At 63.3% G+C, this 22,254-nt stretch carries 19 protein-coding genes; 12 read left to right on the forward strand and 7 right to left on the reverse strand.

The window, feature by feature from the left end:
- The first annotated feature begins 258 nt into the window (after positions 1-258).
- From U1769_RS15465 to U1769_RS15485, 5 genes are all read left to right on the forward strand, one after another.
- Positions 259-1,752, forward strand: a complete 1,494-nt coding sequence (locus U1769_RS15465) for an FAD-dependent oxidoreductase (RefSeq protein WP_332717747.1) — start codon at positions 259-261, stop codon at positions 1,750-1,752.
- Between the two features lie 54 nt (positions 1,753-1,806).
- Positions 1,807-3,474, forward strand: coding sequence for a dihydroxy-acid dehydratase domain-containing protein (locus U1769_RS15470; protein ID WP_332717749.1), 1,668 nt, complete (start codon positions 1,807-1,809; stop codon positions 3,472-3,474).
- Between the two features lie 22 nt (positions 3,475-3,496).
- Positions 3,497-4,867 carry an MFS transporter gene (locus U1769_RS15475; protein ID WP_332717752.1) on the forward strand — a complete coding sequence of 457 codons (1,371 nt, stop codon included), beginning with the start codon at positions 3,497-3,499 and terminating at the stop codon, positions 4,865-4,867.
- Between the two features lie 19 nt (positions 4,868-4,886).
- Positions 4,887-6,554, forward strand: coding sequence for a dihydroxy-acid dehydratase domain-containing protein (locus tag U1769_RS15480; protein WP_332717754.1), 1,668 nt, complete (start codon positions 4,887-4,889; stop codon positions 6,552-6,554).
- 77 nt (positions 6,555-6,631) lie between these two features.
- A complete protein-coding gene (locus U1769_RS15485) occupies positions 6,632-7,234 on the forward strand; it encodes a MarR family winged helix-turn-helix transcriptional regulator (RefSeq protein ID WP_332717756.1) in 603 nt (200 codons plus the stop codon).
- 301 nt (positions 7,235-7,535) lie between these two features.
- Here U1769_RS15485 and U1769_RS15490 read toward each other — a convergent pair whose 3' ends face one another.
- The 4 genes from U1769_RS15490 to U1769_RS15505 form a co-directional block, all read right to left on the reverse strand.
- Positions 7,536-7,670: a hypothetical protein gene (locus U1769_RS15490; protein ID WP_332717758.1), complete on the reverse strand. Its 135-nt coding sequence runs from the start codon at positions 7,668-7,670 to the stop codon at positions 7,536-7,538.
- Positions 7,671-7,945: 275 nt separating this feature from the next.
- The gene (locus U1769_RS15495) at positions 7,946-9,346 is read right to left on the reverse strand and encodes a hypothetical protein (protein WP_332717760.1); all 1,401 of its coding nucleotides are present in this window, start codon (positions 9,344-9,346) and stop codon (positions 7,946-7,948) included.
- A complete protein-coding gene (locus U1769_RS15500) occupies positions 9,319-10,227 on the reverse strand; it encodes an amidohydrolase family protein (RefSeq protein WP_332717763.1) in 909 nt (302 codons plus the stop codon). Before U1769_RS15500 ends, U1769_RS15495 begins: the two co-directional genes overlap by 28 nt.
- Before the next feature lie 35 nt (positions 10,228-10,262).
- Positions 10,263-11,654, reverse strand: a complete 1,392-nt coding sequence (locus U1769_RS15505) for a spinster family MFS transporter (protein ID WP_332717765.1) — start codon at positions 11,652-11,654, stop codon at positions 10,263-10,265.
- Between the two features lie 313 nt (positions 11,655-11,967).
- Here U1769_RS15505 and U1769_RS15510 point away from each other — a divergent pair, with 313 nt between their 5' ends.
- The 4 genes from U1769_RS15510 (at position 11,968) to U1769_RS15525 (ending at position 14,697) form a co-directional block, all read left to right on the forward strand.
- Positions 11,968-12,303, forward strand: a complete 336-nt coding sequence (locus U1769_RS15510; RefSeq protein WP_332717767.1) for an antibiotic biosynthesis monooxygenase family protein — start codon at positions 11,968-11,970, stop codon at positions 12,301-12,303.
- Between the two features lie 283 nt (positions 12,304-12,586).
- Positions 12,587-13,612 (forward strand): 6-bladed beta-propeller, encoded by a 1,026-nt coding sequence (locus U1769_RS15515; RefSeq protein WP_332717769.1) that lies wholly within the window; start codon positions 12,587-12,589, stop codon positions 13,610-13,612.
- Between the two features lie 4 nt (positions 13,613-13,616).
- Positions 13,617-14,330, forward strand: coding sequence for a ThuA domain-containing protein (locus tag U1769_RS15520; protein ID WP_332717771.1), 714 nt, complete (start codon positions 13,617-13,619; stop codon positions 14,328-14,330).
- Positions 14,331-14,346: 16 nt separating this feature from the next.
- Positions 14,347-14,697: a hypothetical protein gene (locus tag U1769_RS15525; protein WP_332717773.1), complete on the forward strand. Its 351-nt coding sequence runs from the start codon at positions 14,347-14,349 to the stop codon at positions 14,695-14,697.
- On the opposite strand, the gene U1769_RS15530 is transcribed toward U1769_RS15525, so the two are convergent.
- Positions 14,694-15,746: a mandelate racemase/muconate lactonizing enzyme family protein gene (locus U1769_RS15530; protein WP_332717775.1), complete on the reverse strand. Its 1,053-nt coding sequence runs from the start codon at positions 15,744-15,746 to the stop codon at positions 14,694-14,696. The two genes, U1769_RS15525 and U1769_RS15530, sit on opposite strands and share 4 nt — an antisense overlap.
- Positions 15,747-15,958: 212 nt before the next feature.
- Between U1769_RS15530 and U1769_RS15535 the strand changes: the two genes are divergently transcribed.
- The 3 genes from U1769_RS15535 to U1769_RS15545 are packed head-to-tail and all read left to right on the forward strand — an operon-like array spanning position 15,959 to position 20,561.
- Positions 15,959-18,511, forward strand: coding sequence for a TonB-dependent receptor (locus tag U1769_RS15535; protein WP_332717777.1), 2,553 nt, complete (start codon positions 15,959-15,961; stop codon positions 18,509-18,511).
- A 57-nt stretch (positions 18,512-18,568) separates the two neighbouring features.
- Positions 18,569-19,777, forward strand: a complete 1,209-nt coding sequence (locus U1769_RS15540) for a cobalamin-independent methionine synthase II family protein (RefSeq protein ID WP_332717779.1) — start codon at positions 18,569-18,571, stop codon at positions 19,775-19,777.
- Between the two features lie 37 nt (positions 19,778-19,814).
- A complete protein-coding gene (locus U1769_RS15545) occupies positions 19,815-20,561 on the forward strand; it encodes an SDR family oxidoreductase (RefSeq protein WP_332717781.1) in 747 nt (248 codons plus the stop codon).
- 112 nt (positions 20,562-20,673) lie between these two features.
- On the opposite strand, the gene U1769_RS15550 is transcribed toward U1769_RS15545, so the two are convergent.
- Both U1769_RS15550 and U1769_RS15555 read right to left on the reverse strand, forming a co-directional pair.
- Positions 20,674-21,141: a VOC family protein gene (locus tag U1769_RS15550; RefSeq protein WP_332717783.1), complete on the reverse strand. Its 468-nt coding sequence runs from the start codon at positions 21,139-21,141 to the stop codon at positions 20,674-20,676.
- Positions 21,134-22,108, reverse strand: a complete 975-nt coding sequence (locus U1769_RS15555) for a helix-turn-helix domain-containing protein (RefSeq protein WP_332717785.1) — start codon at positions 22,106-22,108, stop codon at positions 21,134-21,136. The genes U1769_RS15550 and U1769_RS15555 overlap by 8 nt, the downstream gene beginning before the upstream one ends.
- Between the last annotated feature and the right edge of the window lie 146 nt (positions 22,109-22,254).

Genomic DNA, 22,254 nt, shown 5'->3' on the forward strand with positions numbered 1-22,254 from the left:
GGTGGAAGGTCATGGCGTAGATCCTCTCCTGAAACAGCGCGCTTCGTCGCTTGGGAAGGAAGCTACCAAATAGATTGGTACTTTGCTACGTAAATTAGATCGCGGAGATTAATTTTATTTAAATGCACAAATACAATGATGTAGACGCTTTTTCAAAGCTGAACGGCGCGGCATTGACAGCGCGATATGAAAGATACAAAGCTACCTAATAAATCCGGCGCGGCATCGACGCCGCCGGAGGGAACGATAGCGAGGCGCATGTCCGACCAACCAGAAAATCCGGAGGTCCGCAGCGTAGAACGCAGCGAAGATCGCATCCTGACGTCGGATCTTTTCGAGAAACGCGAGCGTATCCTGCCACCGCGCAACGGGACGGGCACGCATCACGAATCGGCGCGGGACGTGCCGATCTATCATCAGTGCGACGTGCTGGTGGTGGGCGGGGGGCCGTCCGGCTCGGCGGCCGCCTATGCTGCGGCAAAGACCGGCGCGGATGTCGTCCTGCTGGAGCGGTACAACCATCTGGGCGGCCTTTCGACCGGGGGACTTGTCATCTGGATCGACCGGATGACGGATTGGGACGGGCGCCCCGTAATTCGCGGATTCGCCGAAGATCTGTTGTCGCGAATGCCGCCCGAGAGTGTGGCCGGGCCGGGTCCGAACCAATGGGGATCGCGCGATCCGGCGCTGGCCGCCTATTGGCAGCAGCGCACGGCGGCCTTTCACGGCATCGTCGCATGGTCGCCGACGATCGACCCCGAGAGGCTTAAGCTGGTATCCCAGGAGATGCTGATCGAGGCCGGGGTGCGACTGGTGTTCCACGGCTGGGCCGCGCTACCGATCGTCGAGGATGGCTGCGTCAAGGGTGCCTATTTCGAAAGCAAGGGCGGTCGCCAGGCGATGCTTGCCAAGGTGTTGGTCGATGCGACCGGCGACGGCGACATGTTCGCGCGCGCCGGCGCCGAGTTCGACAATGATATCGAGCCCGCCGACACGCATCATGCGATGAATACCGCCTTCATGCTGGGCGGTGTCGATATGCTGAAGTGGCTGGAATTTCGCGCCGCCGATTCGGAGCGGTACGCCGCCTTCGTGCAACGCGGACGCAGCGAGCTGGGCTTTTTTCAGGCTCCCTATGTGTCGTGGCGCGACGATATCGCCTTGTTCCTGGGGCCGCGCCAGACCGGCCTGTCGGCGCTCGACGTCGACGAGATGACCGAGATCGAGATTCGGTCGCACCGCTTCATGGCGAGCCATTGCGACTTCTTCCGCGCCAACGCGCCTGGCTTTGCAGATGCCTATATGCTGCAGAGTGCGCCGCAACTGGGCGTGCGGCACACACGACGGCTGGTCGGGCTCGACCGGATCGAACGGGCAGGGTGGTCGAGCGGTGTGGCGCATGCCGAGGAGGTGGGCGTCAGTCCCTCGGTGTCGCCGAAATTCCCGGTTATCTCGGTTCCTTATGGCGCGCTGGTGCCGCGTCGCCTGGACGGGTTGCTAGCCTGCGGGCGTCACATATCGTGCGATGCTAACTCGCATGGATTCCTGCGCGAGATTCCGCAATGCTGGCTTACCGGCCAGGCTGCCGGCGCCGCGGCGGGGCTTGCGGCGCTGGCGGGCATCCAGCCGCGCGCGCTCGATGTCGCACAGTTGCGATCGACGCTGCGCGGGCAGGGGGTGTTCCTCCAGGACGGCGATGCGCCCAATCCGGCCGATCCGGCGGCCAGCCCCGTCGGGGTGACCGCTGGCTGAGATAGTCGATCAATATCCGGACCCGGAATACCGGGCCGCTCACAGGAGAGCTCAATGCCCGAACTTCGCAGCCTCGCCGCCAATTCTCCCTCGCGCCGCGCCCACTGGCACGCGCTGGGCCTGAGCGAGGCGGATATGGCCAAGCCGAAGATCGCCGTGGTCAATTCATCGTCCGAACTGGCCATTTGCTATGCCCATCTCGATGGCGTGGCGAAGGTGGTGAAGGAGGCGATCCGCGCCGCGGGCGGCGTCCCGTTCGAAGTGCGGACCGCCGCGCCGTCGGACTTCATCACCGGCGCCGCGAAACAGGGCAGCTACATCCTCGCTGCGCGCGACATCGTCACGCACGACATCGAAGTGCAGGTTGAGGCGGCGCTGCTCGACGGCATGGTCTGTCTCACATCGTGCGACAAGACGCCTCCGGGCCATTTGATGGCGGCGGCGCGGCTGAACATCCCGACGATTCTCGTCATCGGCGGCTACCAGGCATCGGGCATGATCGACGGCCAGCATGTCGATCTGGAGGATCTCTGGTCGGGCACCATCGCCGAGCGGGTCGGCAAGGCGCCGAAATTTCCGATCGAGCAAATGGTGCCGCAGGCGGTGCGTGGGCCGGGCGTCTGCGCCGGCATGGCGACCGCAAACACGATGCACTGCGTGGTCGAGGCGCTGGGCATGTGCATTCCCGGATCCGCGCCGGTCCGCGCCAACAGCGAAAAGATGTTTGCCAAGGCGCGCGAGGCCGGCGCGCGCATCGTCGCGATGGTGAACGAGGGACTGCTGCCGCGAACGATCCTGACCGAAGCCGCCTTTCGCAACGCAGCCGCGGTGACGCTGGCGGTGTCGGGATCGATCAATGCGATCAAGCATCTGCAGGCGATCGCGGTCGAGGCCGGCAGCGATGCCGATCTGTTCGCGATCTGGGACGAGGTCGGCCGCAAGGTACCGGTGTTGAGCGCGGTGCGGCCCAACGGCCCGGTCCGCATCGAGCAGTTCGAGGATGCGGGTGGCGCCGCGGCGACGATGAAGCGGCTTGCGCCGATCCTCGATCTCGACGTGCAGACCTGCATGAACATGTCGCTGGGCGCAGTGCTCGAGGCCGAGCCGGTCGGCGACAGCGACATCATCCGCCCGCTCGACAACCCGATTTCCGAGGGGCCCTCGATCGCGATCCTGAAAGGCAGCCTGGCGCCGGAAAGCGCGGTGGTGAAGCTCGGCGTACGCGATCCGAAGCGGCCGGACTATTTCGAGGGACCGGCACGCGTGTTCGAAGACACGCCGAGCGCGATGGCGGCGATTGCGGCGCAGGATATCGCCAAGGGCGACGTCGTCATCCTGCGCGGGCAGGGGCCGAAGGGCGGGCCGGCGATGGGCGGGGGCGCGAGCCTGGTGCTGTTCGCGATCGACGCCGCCGGGCTCGCGCGCGACATCGCCTTCATCACCGACTGCCAATTGTCCGGCCTGTGCCTCAAGGGACTGACCGTCGCGGAGGTCTCGCCCGAGGCGGCGGTCGGGGGGCCGCTTGCGCGGGTGCGCGATGGAGACCGCATCGTGATCGACATACCGGAACGCCGCATCGACCTCGACGTGAGGGCGGAAGAGCTTGCCGCACGCCCATGGGTGGAGGGCGTTTATGCCAATGAGGCGACCGGCTATCTCGCCGTCTATCGTCGTGACGTGCAGCCCATGGCGAAGGGCGCGGTCCTGATTCCGACCGATTGAGACGGTGGCGAGGAGAGAGTTGATGGCCGAAACACCACGGATCCTCGACGTCGCCCGTCTGATCGACGGCCGCCGTCTCGGGCCGTTCAACTACAAGCTGATCGCGCTGTCGTGGCTGATCACCGTGTTCGATGGCTTCGACATGATGATGATCAGCTACACGGCGCCGTGGATGCGCGACGAACTGAGCCTCGACCAGATCCAGCTCGGCCATATCTTCTCGATCGGCATCACCGGGATGATGATCGGCGGTTTCGCCTTCGCCTATATCGCCGACCGGATCGGCCGGCGGCGCACGATCGTCGCCGCCGCATTTGCGTTCGGGATACTGACGACCGCCACGGCGTTTGCCCGGACTTACGAGGCGTTGCTGGTCTTGCGGTTCCTGGACGGCTTCGCGATCGGCGGCATGCTGCCGATCGCCTGGGCGCTGAACATCGAATATGTCCCGTCGAAGATGCGCTCCACCGTCGTTACCATCATCATGATGGGCTACAGCCTGGGCAGCTCGATCGCCGGCCCGGTCACGGTGTGGCTGGCGCCGCATTTCGGATGGGAAGGCGTGTTCGCCTTCGGTGGCATCGGCACGTTGCTGTGCGCCATCCTGCTGATGCGTGGCCTGCCTGAATCGGTGCGCTTCCTGACGAGCAGGCAGATGCGGCCGGACCTGATCGCGCGGACGCTCAACGAGCTCGATCCCACGATCGGCGCAACGGCGCAGGACCGGTTCGTCCTCGATGACGAGCGCGTCGACACCGGCAATTTCCGCGTGTCGAAATTGTTCGAGGGGCATCTGGCATGGCTCACGCCCCTGTTATGGGCCGGCTATATCGCCAGCACGCTTGCCGTCTATTTCAAGGCCAATTGGGGGCCGCTGGTCTATGAGGACCTGGCGTTCAGCCGCGATACGGCGGCCTATATATCCTCGCTGTCGGGAGTGATGGGCGCGGTCCTCGGCCTGATCCTGATGCGGTTCACCGATCGTTTCGGCCCGTTCGCGGTCGCGGTCTATCCCTTGGTCGCGGCACCGTTGCTGCTCGCGGTCGGCCTGTTGCCGATGACGCCGAATAGCTTCCTGATCCTGTCGGCGCTGTCGACCACCTTCATCGGCGGCGCGCATTTCGGCATCCTGTCGATCGCCAGCGTGTTCTATCCCAGCGCGATCCGCGCCAATGGCGGCGGATGGGCGACGTCGGTGGCGAAGCTGGGCGGCATCGGCGGTCCGGTGATCGGCGCCTATGTCCTGTCGAGCGGCCTGCCGATCGTGCGGAGCTTTGCGATCCTGGCGATCTGCCCCGCCGTGCTCGCCGTGTCGGCGATCACCATCGGCGTGGTCGTGAAACGCACCCGGCCCAGGCCGATCCTGCCCGCCGATCCTGTCCTTGCATCCTGATTTTCATGAGGAACCTCCGATGACACTCCGTAGCCTCGCCGCCAATACACCGGTCCGCCGTGCCCATTGGCGCGCGCTTGGCCTCACCGCGGCCGATATGGAAAAGCCGAAGATCGCGGTGGTCAATTCCTCCTCCGAACTGGCGGTGTGCTTCGCGCACCTGGATGGCGTGGCGAAGGTGGTGAAAGAGGCGATTCGCGCCGCCGGCGGTATTCCGTTCGAAGTGCGAACGACCGCCCCATCCGATTTCATCACCGGCGCGGCCAAGAAAGGAAGTTACATTCTGGCGGCCCGCGATCTGGTGACCAACGACATCGAGGCTCAGGTCGAGGCGGCGATGCTCGACGGCATGGTTTGCCTCACCTCGTGCGACAAGACGCCGCCGGGTCATCTGATGGCGGCGATGCGGCTGAACATCCCCACGTTGCTGGTGATCGGTGGCTATCAGGCGTCGGGCATGATCGACGGCGAGCATATCGACATCGAGGATCTTTTCTCGGGCGGCGTCGGCGCGGCACTGGGCAAGCCGGGCAAGCATTCGATGGAGGCGATGGCCGAACAGGCGATCCTGGGCCCGGGCGTGTGCGCCGGGATGGCGACGGCGAACACGATGCATTGCGTGGTCGAAGCCCTGGGCATGTGCATGCCGGGATCCGCGCCCGTGCGCGCCAACAGCGAAAAGATGTTCGACAAGGCGCGCGAGGCGGGCGCCCGGATCGTCCGCATGGTCGAGGAAGGGCTGACACCGCGCGCGATCATGACCGAAGGCGCGTTTCGCAACGCCGCGGCGATGGTGCTGGCAGTGTCCGGATCGATCAACGCGATCAAGCATCTCCAGGCGACGGCGGTCGAAGGGCGCACCGATTTCGACCTGTTCCGGATCTGGGAGGAGATGGGGCGCGTGGTCCCGATCCTGAGCGCCGTCCGTCCCAACGGCGCGGTGCGGATCGAACAGTTCGAGGATGCGGGCGGGGCGCAGGCCGTGCTCAAACAGCTCGAAGGCCTGATCGACACCGGGGTTGTCACCGCAACCGGCAAGACGCTGCGCGAGGATCTGGCGGACGTGACGATCGGCAATGCCGAGATCATCCGACCGGTGGACTCACCCGTCTCGGCCGGTCCAGCGATCGCGATCCTGCGCGGAAGCCTGGCCACGGAGAGCGCGGTGGTGAAGCTGGGCATTCGCGACGGATCGCGGCCGGAGGAATTCACCGGACGTGCCCGCGTGTTCGACAACACGCCCGATGCGATGGCGGCGATCAAGGCGGGCGATATCGTTGCCGGCGATGTGCTGGTGCTTCACGGGCAGGGCCTGAAGGGCGGTCCCGCGATGGGTGGCGGCGCCAGCCATGTCCTGTTCGCCATCGACGCGGCCGGCCTTGCGAAGGAGGTCGCCTTCGTCACGGACGGCCAGCTTTCGGGCCTGTGCCTGAAGGGACTGACCATCGCCGAGGTGGCGCCGGAGGGCGCGGTGGGCGGCGCGATCGGCCGCGTCAGGGACGGCGACCGCATCGTCATCGACATCGCGAAGCGCCAGCTGGACCTGGACGTGTCGAGCGACGAACTCGCGCGGCGGGGCGGCGGCACCAATGCCTATGCCGTGCCGGCGGATGGCTATCTCGGCATCTATCGCCGCGATGTCCAGTCGATGGCGACGGGTGCGGTCCTGACGGACCTGGACGCCTGATTGCAGCGCAATTTGTCACTCGCGGGACGTAGGACTAAGGTACGGATGATGGTGAGCGTGACAAGATACGAACGACAATGAGCGAGACCGGCCGCGGCGTGCCGCGCTCTCAACAGAAGCGTGGCCCGAAGCCGTTTGTGGCGCGCCGCGCAGCTGCTGCGCGCGGGGGCGGCAAGCACGGCGATTCGGTCGAAAATGCAGATCGACACCTGCTGAACTATCATACGCATGTCTCGTCATCGCGCGAAGATGACGAGTATTTCCGCACGACGCGCTCGATCGTCACCGCGGCGCGGCGCTGGCGCAAGCTCGCCAACGAGCGGGTGAAGGTGACGGGCCAGACCATGGCGCGGTGGGAAACCCTATACCTCGTCGCCTTCACCGCCGACGAGCTGACTCAGAGCGAGCTGGCGCACCACATCTCGGTCGAAGGGCCGACGATGGTGCGGATGCTCGATGCGCTGGCGCGCGACGGGCTGATCGAGCGCCATCAGCGCGAGAGCGACCGGCGCGTCACGACCAATCGCATCACGCGCAAGGGCACGCAGGTGATCGCCGATCTGATGGAAATCACCAACCAGCTGCGCCGCGAAGTCCTGGCTGACATCGATCCCGACAAGCTCGCAACCGCGCTTGAAGTGATGTCGGATATCCTGCGCAAACTGGACGAGATTCGCTAGATCGCCCGTATGATGGGGCGCTGAGGAGTAGCGGAAACTCCAACAGCGACTCGGGCCTTGGCCCTGCTATTCGGCCGATATTTTTCCGCCCCTGTTATGTTGGATTTTTATGGTAAAATCCTCTTTCGTTTTCAACGGCTTGTAGGTCGTTTACCCTGTTATCCACTAACAGGGAAGAAATACGCGGAACGGGGCGACGCTTCGCCATGACAGCGCTGGACCACCGGGCAGCATTTTCCGGTCGTGTGAAAGAGCGGGGCAGGGCCGGCACAGCACCCGTCCGCGCGTACGATCCCATGTTTCAGGCGATGGTTGAATCGATGCGGGCCCGCCGCGAAATCCCGGTCGATCGGGACGGGATCCGCCAGTCGCCAGGCGGCAGGTCGTGGAAAAGCACCAGCGCCTTGGTCAGCTGCTCCGGCGCTTCCATCGCCACATGGTGCCCGACGCCCGATCCTTGCGGCGCGTATCGCGCCGCGACGGACCGCGCCGGAAATCAGGGCTTGTAATAAATCGGACGATCGCACGCGGCACAACACAGATCACGCGTGGGAAGAGGCAACGGCGCGGAATCGTGGGAAGTATCGAGACAACATCTGCATCCGCCGGCTTGCGAGAACTGCGCCAGCTCATTCAGCATTTCGGCGGTCCACGGCGCCGTGCAAAACGGGCAGGTAGGGCCAGTTGTTTCGATATCCAATGCAAGCATTATCAGACTTCTGCCTTTCGTGAGACGATATAGGTTTCGTTGTTGAACCACAGCCCGCCATGGTTGCGCAGGACGCTTCGGGTCGCGTCCATATATTTGTCGCCATTCATCGCGGTTGAGAGCCGGGAATCCTCGATCTGGGCGACGTAGCTGGCTGCATTCCAGGCAGCGATCAGGGTCGATGATCCGATATCCGATTCCGGGTCGATCTCGGTCGACAGAGTCCGGATACTGTACCGGAACAACGCCTCTTCATCGGTGAGATCGTGCACATGATAGTTGCGCGCTGCGCTGCCGAGCGCGTCCCGCACGGAACGCATCAGGTCATCACGCTTGTCGACGAACGGGTCTTCCTCGGGCCAGATTGCCCTGATCAATTCCATGCCGGGATCCCCGCCATAGGAATGGACCCCCATCAGCCGGCCATTGGGGCGGAGCGCGCGGACGAGCGGCGCGACGATCCGCTCGGCCTTGAATCTCAGCGCGGCGCGCGCGCTATAGGGCTGCGATAGGAGCACGAAATCGAAATCGGCGCGGGCCTGGCCTCTGCGCGGAATCACCGCATCGAGCGCGAAGCGGTTGTCGCGACGGTAAATGACCAGAACGGCAGGGGTGTCGGGGAGCGGGTGGCCGGTCCTTTTGCTGACCTTTACCTGCCAGTTGCGTTCCAGAAACGGGTGAAGCGCAGCAATCGATTCTTCAAAATCGCCCGCGGTCGTGCCTTCGAGCGCGACCTCGCGCCACACCAGGCGGTCGGCTGCGATCGGCGACTCCGGATTGAGCCAGGGCGCCTCGGAATAAGCGAGGTTCGTCACCACCAGAACCGTCGCCGGATGTTCCTGGAACCTGTCCGGCATTCGCTCCAGCATCAAGCGAACATTCTCGATGCTTATTTCCTTCGCGACGACATAGAAGGGAAGCCAGGGATAACGCCGGTGCGCGCCCCGCAGCAGGCGGGCAAGGGCGGTGCCGTCGCCGGCGCCGCCGTCGAACAGGCGAATGGCGGGGGGCTCCGGCTGCGAAAAGGCGAGCTGCTGGAGAGCGCGGTTGGCGATCTCCTGCTTTTCCGACGAGGTGTTGACGAACATCAGATATTTCTGACGATTGTCGTAGAAGCGAAAGGCTCGCTCGGCCTGGACAGCCTTGCCGCTCAATATGGCCGAGCGGAGGTGAGTCGCCGATGGCCCGCCCTGTTTCGCGATGAACTCGTGGACCCGCTCGACCGTCTGGACGGTGACCCGACCGCCCTGCTGCAGGCGATTGACGAACTTGCCGTCGTTAACCGCGTGGCGCCCGAAAGTGGTCTGCGCGATCTTCAGACGCCGGCATGCGTCGTCGATCTGCGCCAGAAGGGTTTCCGCGTCCGTCATGGCCGTTACCAGCGCATCGCTGGCACGCCCCATTCCGACGAGATGGCGGGCAGATTGAGCAAGCGCCGCGCGGTGCCCCCGAACAGCATGCGCTTGTCTTCGATGCCGATGCGCTCGCTGCGCAGCAGATAATTCAGGCTATCCGCATAGGACAGGCCGCGCTGGCGCGGGCGCTCTCCGCGGGGCAGGTTGGCGGTCCGCATCCGGGTATAGTCGCTGCCCCACATCACCCGCTCGAAGCCGAAGGCCGCGAACAATTGTTCGAGCCTGGGCCAGATGTCCTCAAAGGGAAACGGCAGGTTGGACAAGAGCGGCCCGCCGCAGAGCTTTACCGCGACGTTGGGGTAGCGCGCGAGTTCGAGCAGATCGGGAAACGTCCGCCAGGACATGGTTTCCGGGGGCGATACCGGGTGCTGAGCGACGCCGATATGGTCGATGATGAGGGTCAGATCCGGATGGCGTTCGGCGATACCGGCCATTCGGGCACAACCGCCATGAGTCGAATTGAAGATCGGCAGCCCGACCTCTGCCGCCGTCGCATAGAGGGAATCAAACGCACCGGCGTCGAACTCGGGCCGCATCTCGGCAGTCAGGAAATTGCCGATCAGCGCGCGTCCGGCGACCATCGCCGGATTCGCCGCGATCCGCCTGACGCCGGGTGCGAAATCCGGCACGATCGGGAAGAAGGTGTGCACCCCGGGAAAGCGATGGGGGTAAAGCTGATGCGCGAGCTCGATGAACGCGTCGTCGGTAACGGCGAGCGCGATATCGACACCGATCGCGTCCAGCGCTTCACGCGCCAGCTCGACCTGGAAGCGGCTGAGCATCGGCATGTCGTCCTCGGGCAATCTGGTGCCGGGGAAAGGTTCGTGGATCTGGGCGTCGATGATCTCGATTGACTCGATGGGGGGCATCGAAAGACTCCGGCAATGGCTGGGGAGGGAGTGCATCAGTGCACGAATTCGCGCGAGGCACGCTCGAAGCTGCGGGCGTAGGGCTTGAGACCCTGCCAGGTCAGCAGGATCGTTGCCGGCCCGAGGATGGCCGAACAGAGCGAGATCGAATATTTCAGCTGCTGTGGGTCATCGAAGACAAAATCGGTCAGCAGGGCGACGATGAGCGGGCCCAGCGCGAAGGCGATGACATTGGTGCAGAACTGGCTGACCGAACTCACCTGAGCGCGCATGGGGTTCGGCGTGATCAGCTGGAAGGCGGCGATCGCGGGGCCGGATCCCATCGCCCCGATGAAGATGGCGATCGAATGCAGGGTCAGGACAAGCCATGCATTCTGCATCAGCGGTGCGGCGGTGAAGCAGGGCACCGCAATGAGCAGGCCATAAAACACGATGCGCAGATTGGCGTCGGCTTTCCCCTGCCTCATCCACCGTTCCGACAATTTGCCGCCGAGAATGAGCGCGATCGGCGAGATCACCATGGCGATTCCGCCGGAGATCAGGCCGACATCGGCCAGCGCCCAGCCGAACTGGCGATGGTAGAGCGTCGGCATCCATTGCGAGATGCCCATGATCATCAGGAGCTTCATGGCGAGGCCCCCGATGACGGCAAGATAGGCGCGCCAGTCATCCATCATGAACTTGGCTACGTCTCTGACCGGTACGCTCGTGCGAGCCTGGCCGGCCACGAGGCCGCGCCGCACCGGCTCGTGCGTGGTCAGGACGACAAGCGCCCAGATCAGGCCGGGCGCGCCGACGATCATGAACGCCCATTGCCACGGCCGCATCACGCCGCCGAACGGAAGCGAGACCGCCGGGAGGTGCTCGACCAGGCCCAGCACTGCTCCGCCCATGAACAGCGCGAGGCCAGTGCCGGCCGTCGCGCCGATCGCCAGCACGCCGGTGGCGAAGGCGACTTTTTCGCGCGGGTAGGAATCCGTGATGATGGACCAGGTCGCCGGCCCATAGCCGGACTCGCCCACGCCGATGCCCAGGCGGGCCAGGAACAGCTGCGTATAATTCTGCGCGAGCCCGCAGGCCATGGTCGCCGCGCTCCAGAAGGCAATGCAGATCGCGACGAGATTCCGCCGGTTCCGCGTGTCGGCGATGCGCGCGATCGGCAGGCCGGCAATGGCGTAGGTGAGCGAGAAGGCAGCGCCGAGCAGAAGGGCCGCCTGGGTATCGGATATGCCGAAATCCTGCTTCACCGGCTCGATCATCAGTGCCAGCACCTGACGATCGACGACCGTGAACAGCACGACGATCGTGAGGACAAACAGCGAATAGTTCGCCCGACCGGCGCTGGGCCAGGGTTCGCCGATAGTGCCCGCGCCGGGCCCCGCCGCTATATCCTGCGACACGCCGCCGGTATCTGCCTTGATGGTCAACAACGATCCTTCCTGATGCCGGATGAACACTTCGCCGTTCGCGACGATGACGCGTCGGAGCGCCGTCTCATGCCTTGGACCGGGAACTCCCTGTCCAACGATGTTCGTATTGCGCTCCGGCCACGGTCATCGCGGTGCATTCGTGATGATCATCTCCATGAGGGGAGATGTGCCATGGCCCCGTTGCCGGTGCTTAACCTGACCGGAAGTTGCAGATGCCCAGCCCGGTATCCTGACGGCCGCATGTCATACGCCCGACAGAGGCAGGGCAATTTTCCGATCCAGACAAGCCCATGCCAAAAGCGGGAGGCAGATGTCGTCCGTCGCTGCGTCACAGAAAGCCAGGCTCATGATCACGGAAATTGCCCATCTCACCATTGACCCGGCGAACGCCGCCGCTTTCGAAGCGGCCGTTTCCAAAGCATCGGCGATATTGCGGCTCGCAACCGGGTGTCATGGCATGGAACTGGAACGGGTGATCGAGGACCCCGCCCGATACCGCCTGCGCGTACGCTGGGATAGCGTCGATCACCATATGGTGATGTTCCGGGAATCGGAGGGCTTCAGGCAATGGCGCGCGCTCGCCGGCCCGTATTTCGTCGAGACGCCGGTCGTCGAACATACCGAGCTCGTTGGCCACTTCTTCTAGATCGGTATGACTTTAGCTAGACCCGTTCGTTTCGAGCGAAGTCGAGAAACATTGGTGGAGGGCTGCTTGGCGGTTTCTCGACTTCGCTCGAAACGAACGGAGAGGGAAGCCGATTCCACGCGATGTCATCCCGCTCTAGCGTCCGCATTTTGCGGCTGACCATGCCGTGCCGAGCAGGTTCATTTTCCGGCCGGATCAAGAGACGGCCACGTAATGGTGGCAGAGAGAAACCCTGCAGCCGCGGTCCGATACCGCGAAGGCGATAATGTTTCGGGAGTATTGCATGTCGAACAAGTCGGTTCGTTTCGAACTCGTGCCCGGTTGGGAGAAATGTCCGGCCGGCGATGAATTCAGCCACGAGGACGTCGCCGGCGTCGCCTGCGATTCACAGGATCGCGTCTATCTTCACACCCGCAAGGGCGAACGAGTCATGGTCTATGATTCGGACGGCAATTTCCTCAGCAAATGGGGCGATGGGGTGTTCAATCGCGCCCATGGCATCACCATCCATGACGATCTGGTCTATTGCACGGACGATCAGGACAGCGTGATCCGGGTCTTCGATCTCGACGGCAATTTCAAATGGATGCTCGGTGAACCGAAGCAGGTCACCGACACCGGATACGGCTCGATCAAGGGCCGGAAGGCGGAAATCCATCACAATGAATTCGTCGAGCGGTCGGCGGGCCCGTTCAACTGCTGTTGCAACGTCTGCATCGCCGGAAACGGCGACATGTTCGTCGCCGACGGGTACGGCAATGCGCGGATTCATCACTTCTCGCCCGACGGCAAGCTGATCAACAGTTGGGGCGATGTCGGAACGGGGCCGGGCGAGTTCCACCTTCCGCACGGCATTGCGCTCGACAACCAGGAGAATGTCATCGTCTGCGACCGGGAGAATGACCGGCTGCAGTTCTTCGACCGCTCAGGCAGGTTCCTCACCATGTGGACCGACGTGCTCCGGCCGACCGATATCGCCGTCGACAAGGATGGTCTCATCTATGTCTCCGAGCTGTGGCGGCCGCTGGAGAAGGGGCAGGGCTCCTTCACTCACGGCTTTGCCGAGCACGACCTGCCGGGGCGTGTTTCGGTATTCAGCCCGGAGGGCGACGTCGTGGCGCGCTGGGGCGCGGACAGCCAGAACCGCTCGGCGCCGGGCAATTTCATCGCACCGCACGCGCTGGCGATCGATTCGACGGGCAGCCTCTATGTAGCCGAAGTCTCGGTTTCCTTCGGCGCCGGCTTCAAGCGTATCGCCTATGAGGAATGTATCGATCACCAGATCCAGAAATTCCGGCGCGTCAGCTGATCCGATGGCCGCGCCGCTGATCGCCAACCTCGTCTGCGGCAGCCCGCACCGCAACCATGATTTCGATTTCGCGCGTATCCGCCTTGCCCAGGCGGTTTACGACGCGGGCCACATCCGCGCCGATTGCTTCCAGGACTATGAGAATTGCGCCGCCATATCGGGCGGCGACCTGCTGGTCAGTTATACGTCGCAGGTGCCGGTGTCGGGCTCGGCCTCCGCCGCGATCCTCGAATATCTGGAACGAGGGGGGCGGTGGTTCGCCTTGCATGCGAGCAATTCGGTCCTGGACAATCAGGTGATGCCGCAGATCCTGGGCACGCGGTTTATCACGCATCCGCCCTATCGGTGTTTTCCCGTGGAAATCACCCGGCCCGGTGATCCCCTGCTGGAAGGGATCGCCCCGTTCGAGATCGATGACGAACTCTACTGCATCGAAACCATGCGCGACGATATCGAGGTGCTGCTCCACACCCGCTGGGGCGGGGAGGCCTTTGGCGGCCGTCAGATGGAAGAGCGGGACTGGCCGCTGATGTACCGCCGGCGGGTCGGCGCGGGCGGCGTGCTGTATCTCGCGCTGGGCCATGCCAACCGGCCCTATGACAAGCCGTTTCCGGATCGTCCCGACCAGCCCGATCATCGCGGCCCATGGGATCTTCCGGTCTATCGGGAACTGATCCGGCGCGGTATCGACTGGGCGGCAGGACGGCGCCCGCTCTGATCATGGGAATTTGAAAATGGTTCGATGGCAGCGCGTTACATTGGTCCCGCTAGATGCCGAGGGGGATGCAGCCGAAGCGCGGCAGATCATCCTCGATCTTACCGTCGACGACGAGACGAACATCAGCACCGGCCCCTATCCCGCCTTTGGCCGCGTCGGCGACTTTCACCGGCCCGGCACGCTCTATCCCTTTACGCTGATGGGCGACGGCCGCATGGATTTCGGCGCCCATGCAAGCGACGCGCAGCGGCAGGCAAAACTCCATATCCGGGCAGCGCGGCTCGTTCAGGACGAGACGATTGCCTGTGACGATGCCGGTGTCGCCACGCAGTACCGCATCAACACGATCGCGGCCCTGATCCCCTAGCCGACCCGGCAGCGCTGCAGCACATCCTCGTCGAATATCAGGCCCAGGCCGGGCCCGTTCGGCATGATCAGATCGCCGTCTTCCACTTTCATCGGTTCGGTGAACAGCGGCTGGCCCCACGGTACCAGCCCGACGATCAGCCCGTTGGGCAGCGCGGCAATCGCGTGGCTCAGCACTTCCGGCGCGAGATGGTTCACCACCGGCAGGCCATAGGCCTCCGCCATGTGCGCGACCTTCAGGAAACCGGTCAGGCCAAGATCCTGATCGATCATGACATAGTCGCTGCAACCCCGTTCCATCAGCCAGCGGAATTCATGGAGTTGCTGGAACACTTCCCCGGCACAGACGCGCTGCTTCACGCTTTTCGTCACCTGCGCCATGCCAGCATAGTCACGGTACGGCACAGGATCCTCGATCCAGTAAAGGTCGAGCGCCTCCGTCTCTCGCGCGAAATGCATCGCATCCTTCATCGACCATTGGAAATTGCCGTCCACGATGATGCGGATATCCGGCCCGACACAGGACCGCACGAAGCGGACATGGTCGATCGCGGTCTGCAACGGTGCGAAGCCGACGGGGCATTTCACCGCGCGAAAGCCCCGGCCGACCAGGTCTTCGAGATGCGCGGCGATTACCTCCGGCGCGGGGCCGGGCATCAGGCGCCAATTGGCCGAGATCGGCACGCGGTCACGATAGCCGCCCATGAGCTTCCACAATGGCTGATCTGCGGCTTTTCCCTTTATGTCCCACAAGGCGACGTCGATCGCGCTCGCGGCCCGCAATTCCAGACCGCTGATCGGCGCCCCCAATACCGGCTTGAACAGACGTGCGTAGACTGCCTCCGTATCCGCCGGCTGGCCGATGAGGCTCTCGACCAGGGCCTCGATCAGCAGCACCAGAGGCTTCATGGTTCGCGGGTTCACCCGGCTGACATAGCTGATGCCCTCGAGATCGGTGTCGGTGCGCAGTCGCAGGACGACGTGCGTCCCCGCCATCACGCCTTCGAAATTGACGGATACGGCGCTTACCGCGCAGCCGATGATTTTCATGGGACGTCCTCATGCTGCGCGGTGTTTCTGCCCGGTCTCGCCGACGGGTCACGCTTGCCGCAGCATGCTGTAGGGCTTTGCGCATCGTATCAAGCATGGTCGTGGCCGTGCGGCGAATGCGCAACGCAAACTTCCGACGCAGTTAAGATGGCCCGCCGCGCCTTCCATAAGGTCGAACGCCTGAGACACAGAAGATGGCCAGAGGAGGGGTTATGAAAAGTTTTACCGGGAGACGCGGCGCTGCTGCCGCCTCGTTACTTATTCTTGCGAGCGCGAGCGCTCATGCGCAGCAACAGCCGCCGGCCGATCAACCCGATCAGGAGAGTGCGGCAGGCGGCATCGAGGACATTGTCGTGACGGCGACGCGCCAGCCGACCAATGTTCAGGACACGGCGCTCGCGATCACCGCAGTGACATCGGAAACGCTCGCCGTGCGCGGCATTCAGTCAGCGGCCGAGCTTTCGCAGATCGTGCCCAATGCGACCTTCGCGCGCGCCCAGGGCGCGTTCGGCCCCGGCGTCACCACCTATATTCGCGGCATTGGTTCACGCGACACCAGCCTGGCCGGTGAGTCCGCCGTCGCCTTCTATATCGACGACGTTTATTATCCGCTGTTGCTGGGCGCCAATTTCGATCTGCTCGATCTCGATCATGTGGAAGTGCTGCGCGGGCCGCAGGGCACGTTGTTCGGCCGCAACGCCCTTGCCGGCGCAGTCAATCTGGTCAGCAAGCAACCGAGCCTAACGGAAGCGTCCGGTTATCTGGAGGCAACGGTCGGCGCCTATAACCGGCGCGATTTCCGCGCAGGCCTCAACGTCCCGCTGATCGAGGACAAGGTCGGCCTGTCGCTGGCGCTTCTTTCGAAACGGCGCGACGGCTTCGTCAAACGGCTCGATTTTCGTTGCCAGATGGAAGCGAACGGCACGCCCGCACTGGCCGGCCGGGTCCCCTATAGCGACCAGCTGCTGGCGCGCTTCCCAAACAACCAGCCGACGGATTGCAAGGTCGGCAGCCTGGGTGGAGAGGATGTCCGCGCAATCCGCGGCGCGCTGAAGATCCAGCCCAGCGAGGGCATCAGCCTCGTCATCAGCTCGGACTATATCAGGGATCAATCGGAGAATGTCGCCGACACGCTGATCGCCGTCAACGCGACGCGTGCCGCAACGCGCGCGTCATGGGTGGGCCAGCCCAACCTGCTTGGCGTGGCCTATGACAATCGCTTCCTGACGGGTGATCGTTATTCGACCTATGCCAGCTACTGCGACCCGATCGGCGCCGGCACGATCATCAGCGGCAGCACATTCTATAACGGCAATCCGAACCATGGCGGCGTTTGCTACAGCCCGCGCATCGATGTCGTGAACTGGGGCGTGTCGGGCAAGCTGTCCGTCGACCTCGGCTCCGACATCGAATTCAACGGTATCCTGGGCTATCGCGATTTCAAGGATACCCATGCGTTCGACACTGACGGTTCGCCGTTAGTGCAGGAGCATACGATCGCGACCATCACGGAAAGCTATTACAATCTGGAAGCACGGCTGTCCGGCCGGCATGGCTGGCTCGACTGGGTTGCCGGCGCATTCCTGTTTCATGGCGATGGCCGCAATCGCGCCGTTACTTATTCGCCCTGGAACGGCTACCTGAAATACCAGAACACGACTTACGATCCGACCAGCAAGGCAGTGTTCGCCAATGCGACCATTCGCCCGTTGGACAAGCTGGAAGTGGTAGTGGGCGCCCGCTACTCCAACGACAAGAAGGTCGTTCGTTATTCAAATCTGGATGATCGCGATCCGACCAACCCGAATTTTTCCCAGAACCTGACCTTCAATGTGACGCCTGAGGAAAGCCGCTTCGACTGGAAGGCGGGCCTCAATTACCACCCGACGACGGATACGATGGTCTATGTTTCGGCATCGACCGGGTCACAGGCGCCTGGCTTCAACGGCCGGCCGTTGCAGCCGACGCAAACCGTTCAATATCCGGGGGATCGCACCCGCGCCTATGAAATCGGGCTGAAGACGGACCTGCTGGACAGGCGGCTGCGCGTGAACGCCGTTGCCTTCTACACCGACTATAATACGCGCATCACCTCCGTCAGCGGCCAGGAGGCTCAGCTGGCGGCCGGCGGTGGGGCCGTCGCGGGCACTCAGGTGGTCATTCCCGATACGGCGAACGGCCAGGGCGTCACCAGTTGTCGTACGCAGACAACCGCTGAAGCCGCAGCAGGGCCAGGTGTGCAGTGCATCGGGCGGACCTTCTTCATCAACACGCCGGGCAAGGCGAAGGGGTTCGAGCTTGAACTGGAGGCGCGGCCGATCGACGGACTGTCGATCAATGGCTCGGTTGGTTACACGCGCTTCACCTCGCCCGATCTGCGGGCGCCGGGACGCATCACCGATCGCCTCACCGCAGTCGGGATCGGCATTCCGGAATGGACCGTCAGCGGCGGCATCCAGTACAAGGTACCCGCCTCGGCACTCGATGGATCCATCACCCCGCGCCTGGACTGGTTCTATACCGGCAGCGTCCCGTTCGACGCCGTCGACCCGAGCTTCTTCCAAAGTCCATATTCAGTGTTCAACGGTCGGCTGACCTATCAGAACGACAAATATGATCTTTCGGTCGCGCTCGGCGCCACCAACCTGTTCAACAAGTTCTATTACAAGAACTTCTTCATCTACAACAATATCGCTTTCGCCAGCACTGCGGGTCAGCCGAGCGCGCCGCGAGAATGGTATCTCAAAGTCACGAAACAATTCTGAATCCGGCGCGGCGGCTCCTTCAGAGTTGCCGCGTCCTTCCAAGGAGATAGATCGATCATGCGGCGTTCAACGGACCATATTCTGAGCAGCCACGGCGGCAACCTTCCCCGGCCGGCCGATCTGGACGCCCTGCTGAGTGATGCGGACAATAATCGGCCTGCCATCGACAAGCGCCTGCCCGTCGCGGTGCAGTGGGTGGTCGACAAGCAGATCGAATGCGGCGTCGATATCGTCAACGACGGCGAATATGTGAAAGCCGCGAATATGGGCCATTATGTGGGCTATATTCAGGCGCGGATCACCGGCTTCGGTACGCGCGAGCGGCCCGAAGACGTGGAGCCGAAGCGCGCCTTCGTCGCCGAGCGCGACCGTCGCGACTTTCCCGGATTTTACGAATCCGGGCTCTGGTTTGCGGGTTCCGGCGGCCCGGTCCGCCCCGGCTTCTCGACGCCGGGTTTCGTTCCTAAACGGCCGACCAAGGAATCGATCTGCGACGGCGCGGTCACCTATATAGGGCAGGATGCCATCCAGAAGGATATCGCCGCGCTGAAGCAGGCGCTGGTCGGACGCGACGGCACCGATGGCTTCATCGCCGCGCTCGGCCCGCTCAGTCTCGGCGCGGGGACGCGAAATCTCCATTATCGCGATGAGCGCGATTACATGATGGCGGTCGCCGCCACCATGCGTGAAGAATATAAGGCCATCACGGATGCCGGGCTGATCGTCCAGGTCGACGAGCCGGAATTCGCCACCGCCTGGATGTTCCATCCGGACTGGAGCGTGGAAGAGTATCGCGACTATCTGCGGTTCTGCGTCGAGGTCATCAATCATGCGCTCGAAGGGCTGCCGGAGGAACAGGTCCGCTTCCATATGTGCTGGGGCAGCGGGCATCGCCCGCATGTCCATGACATCGGGTTCGAACATATCGCCGACCTGTTGTTCAAGGTAAATGCCCAGACCTACTCCTTCGAGGCGAGCAACCCCCGTCATGCCCATGAATATCGCATCTTCGAGGAGTTGAAGCTGCCGGACGGCAAGATCATCGCGCCGGGGGTGGTCGGCCACTATACCGATCTCGTCGAACATCCCGAACTCGTCGCGGAGCGGCTGGTGAATTACGCGAAGCTGGTCGGCATGGAAAACCTCCATGCCGGAACGGATTGCGGCATCGGCTCGCGCGTCGGGCATGAGGAGATCGTCTGGGCGAAGCTCTCCGCCATGGCGGAAGGGTGCCGCATCGCGACCAAGCGCCTGAAGGGCAAATGATGCCGATCCGGCTCATCATCCGAAGGACTTTGTCTGCATGACCGCTGGCAATGATCTGCCCGTTTTCATCGTCACCGGCGGCAGTCGCGGCATCGGCGCCGCGATTGCCGCCGAGGCGGCCGCCGCCGGCTATCAAGTATTGCTGACCTATGCCGGCAGGGCCGATCTGGCCGAGGCGGTCGTCGATGACATTCACGCGCGAGGAGGGCAGGCGACGGCGATCCAGGCGGACACCGCCAGGGCCGAGGACATCAGGCGTCTGTTCGCCGTTGCCGACGATCTCGGCCGCCTTGCCGTGCTCGTCTATAATGGCGGGATCGTCGGGCCGTCATCCGGGCTGCTCGACGCGACGGACGAAACGCTCGCCAGCGTCATCGACGTCAACCTGACCGGAGCGCTGATCTGCTCGCGCGAGGCGATCCGGCGCATGGCGACCACGCTGGGCGGGCAGGGCGGCTCGATCGTGCTCATTTCCTCCCGCGCGGCGCTCTACGGCGCACCGGGCGAGCATGTCTGGTACGCTGCCTCCAAGGGCGGGATCGACAGCCTTACCATGGGGCTCGCGCGGGAAGTCGGGGCCATGGGCATTCGCGTGAACGCCGTTTCCCCGGGGCCCATCGCCACGGACATTCACGTTCCCGGCAAGCTCGAGCGGATCGCCGCAGGGCTGCCGATGCAGCGTGTGGGCCAGCCATCCGAAGTATCCGCAGCGGTGATGTTCCTGGTGTCGGACGCGGCATCCTATGTCGCTGGCGCCAACATAACGGTGGCGGGTGCCCGCTAAAGCCGCCCCGCTGCCCGGTGGGGCGAACCATTTATGGCAAGCTGGCTGTGGCACTTTCGGTGCCATGGCCAGCGCGCTTTTCCGACAGGCGATACGGCGGCCGATCGTGCTCTTATAATTGCATCCAGGGATGGTCTTTCTGGCCCGCGATTTCCGGGCCATGCTTTTCCCGGGTGTACAGCCGGATACGGCGGCCGTCGGGATCCTCCAGGACGAGCATGAAGGCGAGCGCCGTCACGATCTCGCCGGAATGGGCGACGCCCAGTGTATCGAGATGCCTGACCCACGCCCCGAGGGTTTCGCGGTCGGCTATGTTGAGCGTGATCGGGTCGAAACGCCGCGCTGCCTGTGCATGCTCTTCGCTCAGGCGAAGATCGAGCTTGGTGCCGAACCCGGGGACATCGCAGATATACGCATAGATCCGCCCGTCCGCATCGCGGTGGTCGGCCGCAGGCATGCGCTGTGCACCGAACACGGCCTCATAGAAGGCAAGGGACCGTTCCGGATTTGCCACCGCGAATTTCAGATGGTGGATGCCTTCGATAGCCGGCGGCTGCGGCGCCGTTTCGGACTCAGCCACACTCAACCGCCATCACGTCTCGTTTCGCTGCCGGTGCCACGTGCGATGTCGCCTTATGCTGCTGCCGATATTCGCTGGGCGATGTCCCGAAACGATGCCTGAAGGTGCGCGTGAAATGCGGAGCGCTGTTGAAACCCCAGCTGAAGGCAATGTCCGTGATCGACCGGCCATGCCACCGCTCGTCACCCAGCTGACGGGCACATTCTTCCAGTCGCCGGCGCAATATATAGGCGGACGGCGCTTCATCACTGATCGCGAAGATCATGCGGAGATAGCGATCGGACAATTTCAAGCGCTCGGCAATGACCGAAGGGCTGAGCGAGGGATCGCGCAGATTTTCTTCGATAAACAACCGGACCTTCCAGAAACGCCCCGCCATAAGAGACGAGGCGGACGATTCATCCATCGTTTCCGCATAGCAGGTGGCCAAGACATCCAGTAAATGACGAGCGGCACGTTCCTGATATTGCAGATTGCAATCGCTGCTCATCTTGTGCGCGAGATCGACCGCCATCGCCATCGCGGTGGATGTCAGGCCGACATTGCCCGGAATCAGTTGTCCGTAAAAATTGTCGGGCGTCGGGAACAGGTCGCGGATCGTGCTCGAATTCACGCGTACCATGATGACTTGAGTGGTCTGTTCGAAATGAACTGCGTAAGCGGCGCTATGATCGTAAAGGGCCATGTCTCCGGGAGTCAGTACAATCTGATGACCATAATGCGAGAGCGTGGCCTGGCCCGACAATAGCAGCATGAAGGTCGATTGCCGCTCGGCCGGGTTGATCCTCCCATCGGGGCGCGACAGGGTAGCTGATCCGCATCGCATCTGAATCAACAGCAGCGGGCCGAGTTCCCTGGCTTCCAGCATGGAATTGGGAATGCGGCTATGCACGGCGACCTGTACCCTACCGCCCTTCCAACTGACGGGCTGGGCAAGATTGCTCTCCTGAGACGAGACGCGCTGCATTGCCCTCTCCTTTCGCCCCTTCTTGGGGTCATATTTCCTATATGATATCCGGCGCGCGCTGGAGTCAAGCACGCCGCTCGGGTTGCCATGCTCGATTGCATATCGAGCAACTGGGAATTCATCCTTCGCACTTGCGCGGCGCGATG

The organism is Parasphingomonas zepuensis (assembly GCF_036663735.1).
Classification (GTDB): Bacteria; Pseudomonadota; Alphaproteobacteria; order Sphingomonadales; family Sphingomonadaceae; genus Sphingomonas.